A 7,503-nucleotide genomic window follows, 5' to 3' on the forward strand; every position below is an offset into this window, starting at 1 on the left:
GTGGTTCTCCCTCTGCTCAGGTGTTGAAGTACTTGGCCTCGGGGTGGTGGGCCACGATCGCGTCGGTGGACTGCTCGGGGTGCAGCTGGAACTCCTCGGACAGCTTCACGCCGATCCGTTCCGCGTCGAGCAGCTCCACGATGGTCGCGCGGTCCTCCAGGTTCGGGCAGGCGCCGTAGCCGAGGGAGAAGCGGGCGCCGCGGTAGCCCAGTTTGAAGAAGTCCTCGACCGAGCGCGGGTCCTCGTCGGCGACCGCGCGGCCGCTGGTGAAGTGCAGCTCCTGCCGGACGCGGCGGTGCCAGTACTCGGCCAGCGCCTCGGTGAGCTGCACGCCGAGGCCGTGGACCTCCAGGTAGTCGCGGTAGGCGTCGTTCGCGAACAGCTCGTTGGCGTAGTCGGCGATCGGCTGTCCCATGGTGACCAGGGTCAGCGGCAGCACGTCGACCTCGCCGGTGGCGCGGGGCCGGAAGAAGTCGGCCAGGCACAGGTAGCGGTCACGGGTCTGGCGCGGGAACGTGAACCGCGCCCGCTCCGGGGCGTCGGCGTGCGCCTCGGTCAGCACCACCAGGTCGTTGCCCTCGGCCACGGCCGGGAAGTAGCCGTACACCACCGCGGCGTGCTGCAGGACCCCGTCGGTGGCCAGCCGGTCCAGCCAGTACCGCAGCCGCGGGCGCCCTTCGGTCTCCACCAGCTGCTCGTAGCTGGGCCCCTGCCCGCCGCGGGCGCCGCGCAGGCCCCACTGGCCGAGGAAGGTGGCCCGCTCGTCGAGCAGAGCGGCGTACTCGGCGACCGGGATGCCCTTCACCACCCGGGTGCCCCAGAACGGCGGCACGGGCACGGGAACGTCGGTCGCGACATCGGAACGGGCGGAAATGGGGGCCTCCGGCTCTCGGGCGGACTTGCGGGCTTCGGCGATGCGCAGGGACCGCTCGCGGCGGGCCTTGCGCTCCGCTCTCTTCGCCGCCTCCTCCGCGCTGATCTCCGGCGCCAGCCCCCGCTTGGCCGCCATGATCGTGTCCATCAGCCGCAGGCCTTCGAAGGCGTCCCGCGCGTAGCGGACGTCGCCGTGGTAGAGCTCGGCGAGGTCGTTCTCGACGTAGGTGCGGGTCAGCGCCGCGCCGCCGAGCAGGACCGGCCAGCGCTCGGCGACTCCGCGGGAGTTCATCTCCTCCAGGTTCTCCTTCATGATCACCGTGGACTTCACCAGCAGCCCGGACATGCCGATCGCGTCCGCGCCGTGTTCGTCGGCCGCGTCCAGGATCGCGTTGACCGGCTGCTTGATACCCAAGTTGATCACGTCGTAACCGTTGTTCGACAGGATGATGTCGACCAGGTTCTTGCCGATGTCGTGCACGTCGCCCTTGACCGTGGCCAGGACGATCTTCCCCTTGCCGGAGGAGTCCGTCTTGTCCATGTGCGGCTCGAGGTAGGCCACCGCGGTCTTCATGACCTCGGCGGACTGCAGCACGAACGGCAGCTGCATCTGGCCGGACCCGAACAGCTCGCCCACGGTCTTCATGCCGGACAGCAGGGTGTCGTTGACGATGTCCAGCGCCGGCTTCTCCGCCAGGGCCGCGTCGAGGTCGGCCTCCAGCCCGGTGCGCTCGCCGTCGACGATCCGCCGCTCCAGCCGCTCGAACAGCGGCAACGCGGCCAGCTCCTCGGCGCGGGAAGCCCGGCTGGACGCGGCCGACACGCCCTCGAACAACGACATCAGCTTCTGCAGCGGGTCGTAGCCCTCCCGGCGGCGGTCGTAGACCAGGTCGAGCGCGACCTCGCGCTGCTCGTCCGGGATCCGGGCCATCGGCAGGATCTTCGACGCGTGCACGATCGCCGTGGTCAGCCCGGCCTCGACGCACTCGTGCAGGAACACGGAGTTGAGCACCTGGCGCGCGGCGGCGTTGAGCCCGAAGGAGACGTTGGAGATGCCCAGCGTCGTCTGCACCTCCGGGTAGCGGCGCTTGAGCTCGCGGATCGCCTCGATCGTCTCCAGGGCGTCGCGCCGGGTCTCCTCCTGCCCGGTGGTGATCGGGAAGGTGAGGCAGTCGACGATGATGTCGGAGACCCGCATGCCCCAGTTGGTCACCAGGTCCTCGATCGTGCGGGTGGCGACGCGGACCTTCCACTCGGCGGTGCGGGCCTGGCCCTCCTCGTCGATGCACATCACCACGACCGCGGCGCCGTGCTCGGACACCAGCCGCATGATCTTCTGGAAGCGGGAGTCCGGGCCGTCGCCGTCCTCGTAGTTGACGCTGTTGACCACGCACCGGCCGCCCAGCCGCTCCAGCCCGGCCTGCAGCACCGCGGGCTCGGTGGAGTCGAGCATGATCGGCAGCGTGGACGCCGTCGCCAGCCGCCCGGCCAGCTCGGCCATGTCCGCCGCACCGTCCCGGCCCACGTAGTCCACGCACAGGTCGAGCAGGTGCGCGCCGTCGCGGGTCTGCTCGCGCGCGATCTCCACGCAGTCCTCGTAGCGGCCTTCGAGCATGGCCTCCCGGAACTTCTTGGAGCCGTTGGCGTTGGTGCGCTCCCCCACCATCAGCACCGAGGCGTCCTGCTCGAACGGCACCGCCTGGTACAGCGAGGACACGCCCGGCTCGTGCCGCGGCCGTCGGGGCGCGCGCTCGGCGTCCCGCACCGCCTCGGCCAGCTGCCGGATGTGCTCGCCGGTGGTGCCGCAGCAGCCGCCGACCAGGCCGACGCCGAACTCGCGCACGAACCCCGACAACGCCTCGGCCAGCCCTTCCGGCGACAGCGGGTAGACCGCGCCGTCCGGGCCCAGCTCGGGCAGGCCGGCGTTGGGCATCACCGACAGCGGCACCCGCGCCGACTTCGACAGCGTCCGCAGGTGCTCGCTCATCTCGGCGGGGCCGGTCGCGCAGTTCAGCCCGATCACGTCGATGCCCAGCGGCTCCAGCGCGGCCAGCGCGGCGGCGACCTCGGTGCCCAGCAGCATGGTGCCGGTCGTCTCCACCGTGATCGAGGCGATCACCGGCACCTCGCGGCCCGCCCCGCGCATCGCCCGGCGCGCGCCCAGGATCGCGGCCTTGGTCTGCAGCAGGTCCTGCGAGGTCTCCACCAGCACCGCGTCCACCCCGCCGTGCAGCAGGCCGGTCACCTGCTCGGCGTAGGCGTCCCGCAGCCGCGCGTACGGCGCGTGGCCGAGCGTGGGCAGCTTGGTTCCCGGGCCGACCGAGCCGAGCACGAAGCGCGGGCGGTCCGGCGTCGCGTGCTCGTCGGCGGTCTCCCGCGCCAGCCGCGCCCCCGCCTCGGCCAGCTCGGCGATGCGGTCGGCGATCCCGTACTCCCCCAGGTTCGCCAGGTTCGCGCCGAAGGTGTTCGTCTCCACCGCGTCCGCGCCTGCCTCCAGGTAGGTGCGGTGGATGCCCCGCACCACGTCCGGGCGGGTCACGTTCAGGATCTCGTTGCAGCCTTCCAGGCCCGCGAAGTCGTCCAGGGACAGCTCGTGCGCCTGCAGCGCCGTGCCCATCGCCCCGTCCGCCACGACCACACGGGCGGCGAGGGCGTCCAGCAGCGGTGACGAGAAACGACCGGACATGACACCAGGCTACGGTCTCGTCACCGCCCGCCGGGTCGTAGGCTGGGTGGGTGAGTGACCCAGCCGACGCGATCCCACAGCCCGAGACCCCGGACCCGGAGGACACCACGGCCAGGGACCGGGTGATGATCCTGGCCTTCGAAGGCTGGAACGACGCAGGTGACGCGGCCAGCACGGCCCTGGAGCACCTCCAGCTGAGCTGGGACGCCAAGCCGCTCGCCGAGCTCGAGCCGGACGACTACTACGACTTCCAGGTCAGCCGCCCGACGGTGCGGATGGTGGACGGCGTCACCCGCAGGGTGGAATGGCCGACCACGCGGCTGGCGATCTGCCACCCGCCCGGCTACGACCAGGACATCGTGCTGGTGACCGGCCCCGAGCCGAACATGCGGTGGCGCGCCTTCTGCCGTGAGCTGCTCGACCACATCGAGGAGCTGGGGGTGACCACCGTCGTCACGCTCGGCGCCCTGCTGGCCGACACCGCCCACACCCGCCCGGTCCCGGTCACCGGCACCGCCTACGACCCGGAGGCCGCGGCCCGGTTCGGGCTGGAGCGCAGCCGCTACCAGGGCCCGACGGGCATCGTGGGCATCCTGCAGGACGCGTGCGTGCAGGCGGGCATCCCGGCGATTTCCATCTGGGCCGCGGTGCCGCACTACGTGTCCCACCCGCCCTCGCCGAAGGCGACGCTGGCGCTGCTGCACAAGCTCGAGGACGTCCTGGACGTCGAGGTGCCGCTGGGCGCGCTGCCCGAGCAGGCCGAGGAGTGGCAGCAGACGGTCAGCGAGATGGCCGAGGAGGACGAGGAGATCGCCGAGTACGTCCGGTCCCTGGAGGAGCGTGGCGACGCGGAGACCGCGATCACCCTGGAGGAGTCGAGCGGCGAGAAGATCGCCGCCGAGTTCGAGCGTTACCTGCGGCGGCGTCGTCCGGGCGCGGAGGGACCGGGACCGGCAGGCCGGTGAGCGGGCGGCCCGCCCGCGCCGCGCTCTACGTCGGTGGCCTCCTCGGCCCGTTCGGGGGCGGGGTGGTGTCGTCGATGCTGCCCGAGCTGTCGGCCAGCTTCGGCGTGTCACCGGGCACCGCGGCGTCCTCGCTGACCGCCTACCTGCTGCCGTTCGCGCTGGTCATGCTCGTGTCCGGGACCTACGGCGCGCGCTGGGGCCCGGTGCGCACGATCCGGGTCGCCTACGCCGGCTACGTGCTGGCGGCGGCGCTGGCCGCGCTCGTGCCATGGTTCTGGCTGTTCCAGGTCACCCGCGGGCTGCAGGGCGTGGCCAACGCGTTCACCACGCCGCTGCTGCTGACCAAGCTCGCCGCGATCACCCCGGCGGACCGGCTCGGCCGGGCGCTCGGCACGTTCGGGGCGATGCAGGCGCTCGGGCAGACGTCCGCGCCCCTGATCGGCGGGCTGGCCGCGGAGGCCGACTGGCGGTGGGCGTTCGCCGGGATCGCGCTGGTCGCGCTGGCGCTGGCGGCGAGCCCGCTGCCGCCCGACGACCGGGCCGGCGAGCCCGGGTCGCGGCTGCGGGACGCGTGGCGGCCGGTGGTGCTGTGGGCCGGTGGTGTGGTGTTCCTGGCCTGGGCGTGCCTGGCCGGGCTGCCGTTCCTGGTCGCGTTCCGGGTCGACGACCTGTTCGCGCTGACGCCCGGGGTGCGGGGCCTGGTGCTGACCGCCTACGGGATCGCCGGGTTCCTGGCCGCGCGGCTGGTCGGCGCCGCCTCGGACCGGTTCGGGCCGCGGGTGGCGCTGGCCGCCGGGCTGCTGCTGGGCGCGGCGGCGATGGCCTCGATCGGGCTGTTCCCGTCCCTGCCCGCGGTGACGATCGCGTGGGCCGTCGGCGGGGTGTGCGGGCAGCTGGTGCTGGTCGGGATCAACGCGACGGTGCTCGGCGGGGAGGGCAACGGGCGCAGCGGCGCGATCTCGGTGGTCACCGCGCTGCGGTTCCTCGGGATGTCGGCCTCCCCCGCGGTGTTCACCGGGCTCTACCACGCCAACCCGGCGTTGAGCTTCCTCGTCGCGGCCGGGGTGCTGGCGGCGGCGGTGCCGCTGCTGGCGTTGCGGCCGAAGTCAGAGGATGCGGCGTAGCGGGACCGGGCCGCGGGCACGCTTGCGCCACTCGCGCGGGTAGCCCAGCGACACCTCTTCGAAGCGGACGCCGTCGGCCCAGGTGGTGCGCGGGATGTGCAGGTGCCCGAACACGGCGACCTCGGCGCGGTAGCGCAGGTGCCAGTCCTCGGTGCGGGTGGTGCCGCACCACAGCGCGAACTCCGGCCAGCGCAGGGGCGCGGTCGGGTGGCGGTGCAGCGGCCAGTGCGACATCAGGACGGTGCCGTGGTCGGCGGGGACGGCGTCCAGGCGCTGCTCGCTGAACTTGAGCCGGTCGGCGCACCAGTCCTGGCGGGTGGGGAACGGGTCGGGGTGCAGGTAGAACTCGTCGGTGCACACCACGCCGGCCTCGCGGGCCTGGTCGAGCGCCTCGGCGAGGGAGGCGTCCTCGGCCTGCGGGGTGCGCCAGCTGTAGTCGTAGAGCAGGAACAGCGGGGCGATGGTGAGCGGCCGGTCGGCGTGGGGCCAGACCAGGTACTCGTCCTCCGGGGTGCGGACGCCGATCTCGCGGCAGCGCTCGACGAGGTGCCGGTAGCGGGCCTCGCCGCGCAGGTCGTTGCCGTCGCGCGGGACGGTCCACAGTTCGTGGTTGCCCGGGACCCACACCACCTCGGCGAAGCGCTCCTTGAGGGTCGCCAGCGTGGCGGTGATCGCCTCGATCTTCTCGGCGACGTCACCGGCCACCAGCAGCCAGTCCTCCGGCGAGTCCGGGCGGACTTCGTCGATCAGCGGCGCGTTGCCGTTGTGGGTGACGTGGAGGTCGCTGGTGGCGTAGAGGTGGGGCACGGCTCCACCGTAGTCATCCGCCGCACCAGCCAGAGCACCCCGAGCGCGCCCGCGACGAGGTTGAGGGCGGCCTGGAAGTTCAGCAGCGGGGTCAGGCCGAGCGGGCCGACGAGCGCGCCGGCGCCGAGCATGCCGGCGACCTGGGCCAGTGCCTGCACGGCGAAGCCGGTGCTGAGCACGCGGCCGGTGCTGCCCGGCGGGCTGACGGTCTGGACGACCGACAGCAGCCCGGCGTTGAGCACGACGACCGGGACGCCGACGGCGATGAACAGTCCGATGTAGACGCCGAACGCGCTGGTCAGCGCCGGGGCGTTCCAGATGACGGCGGCGGTGAGTCCGAACGCGACGGTGCCCCAGCTGAGCAGCCGCGCGGGGGCGGCGTTGCGGGCGACGGTGGCGATGGCCAGGCCCGCGGCGAGCCCGCCGATGGCCTGGACACCGCGCAACAGCCCGGTTTCGGCTTCGCCCTGGCCGAGCGGGCCGCTGACGAACAGGACGAACAGGACGACGAACATCCCCTGCCCGGCGGACATCAGGGTGGTCATGAAGATCACCAGGCGGAGCCGGTGGTCGCGGCGGATGTCGGCGAGCCCGTCGAGCCAGGCCCGGACCGCTGGGGCCCGGTGCGCGGGCCGGGGTTCGGCGAAGCGGGGCGCGAGGAAGCCGATCGCGGCCAGGAGGGCGGCGCCGTAGGCGACGACGACGGCGCCGAGGCCGGCGAAGCCGAGCAGCACCCCGCCGAGCGCGCTGCCCCCGAGGCGGGCGACGCAGGTGCCGACGCCGAGCGCCCCGTTGGCGGCGGTGGTCTGCCCGGGAGCCAGCGCGGGGACGAGCGCGCTGCGGGCGGGCTCGAACACCGCTGCGAGACCGGACTGCAGAGCCATGACGAGGTAGATCACCGGAAGGCTGCTGCCGAGCAGCGGCACCGCGACGACCACTTGGCCTGCGCACACCGCGGCGAGCAGGACGCGCCGGTTCCAGCGATCGGCGAGGCTCGAACACCGTCGCCGTCTTCTCGGCGGTGTGGCCGACGTACTGCCCGACCAGG

At 73.1% G+C, this 7,503-nt stretch carries 5 protein-coding genes; 2 read left to right on the forward strand and 3 right to left on the reverse strand.

The window, feature by feature from the left end; all coding sequences use genetic code 11:
* Positions 1–16: 16 nt before the first annotated feature.
* Complete coding sequence (gene metH / locus ABZ193_RS22205) at positions 17–3,559, reverse strand: methionine synthase (RefSeq protein WP_354711300.1); 3,543 nt, start codon at positions 3,557–3,559, stop codon at positions 17–19.
* A 125-nt stretch (positions 3,560–3,684) separates the two neighbouring features.
* Here metH and ABZ193_RS22210 point away from each other — a divergent pair, with 125 nt between their 5' ends.
* Positions 3,685–4,524: a PAC2 family protein gene (locus tag ABZ193_RS22210; protein ID WP_157358829.1), complete on the forward strand. Its 840-nt coding sequence runs from the start codon at positions 3,685–3,687 to the stop codon at positions 4,522–4,524.
* On the forward strand, positions 4,521–5,648 hold the full coding sequence (locus tag ABZ193_RS22215) for an MFS transporter (RefSeq protein WP_354711301.1): 1,128 nt from the start codon (positions 4,521–4,523) through the stop codon (positions 5,646–5,648). Before ABZ193_RS22210 ends, ABZ193_RS22215 begins: the two co-directional genes overlap by 4 nt.
* Here ABZ193_RS22215 and ABZ193_RS22220 read toward each other — a convergent pair.
* Together ABZ193_RS22220 and ABZ193_RS22225 are read right to left on the reverse strand one after the other, a co-directional pair.
* Positions 5,631–6,455 carry a metallophosphoesterase gene (locus tag ABZ193_RS22220; RefSeq protein WP_354711302.1) on the reverse strand — a complete coding sequence of 275 codons (825 nt, stop codon included), beginning with the start codon at positions 6,453–6,455 and terminating at the stop codon, positions 5,631–5,633. The two genes, ABZ193_RS22215 and ABZ193_RS22220, sit on opposite strands and share 18 nt — an antisense overlap.
* Positions 6,395–7,503, reverse strand: a 1,109-nt coding sequence (locus ABZ193_RS22225; protein WP_354711303.1) for an MFS transporter, incomplete at its 5' end; no start/stop codon positions are given. The genes ABZ193_RS22220 and ABZ193_RS22225, both read right to left, overlap by 61 nt.

This window comes from Amycolatopsis sp. NPDC006125, assembly GCF_040614195.1.
Lineage (GTDB): Bacteria > Actinomycetota > Actinomycetes > Mycobacteriales > Pseudonocardiaceae > Amycolatopsis_E > Amycolatopsis_E tucumanensis.

Excerpts from the sequence above, each read along its gene's own strand:
- metH (WP_354711300.1), bottom strand. The coding sequence starts at position 3,559 with ATGTCCGGTCGTTTCTCGTCACCGCTGCTGGACGCCCTCGCCGCCCGT.
- ABZ193_RS22210 (WP_157358829.1), top strand. The coding sequence starts at position 3,685 with ATGATCCTGGCCTTCGAAGGCTGGAACGACGCAGGTGACGCGGCCAGC.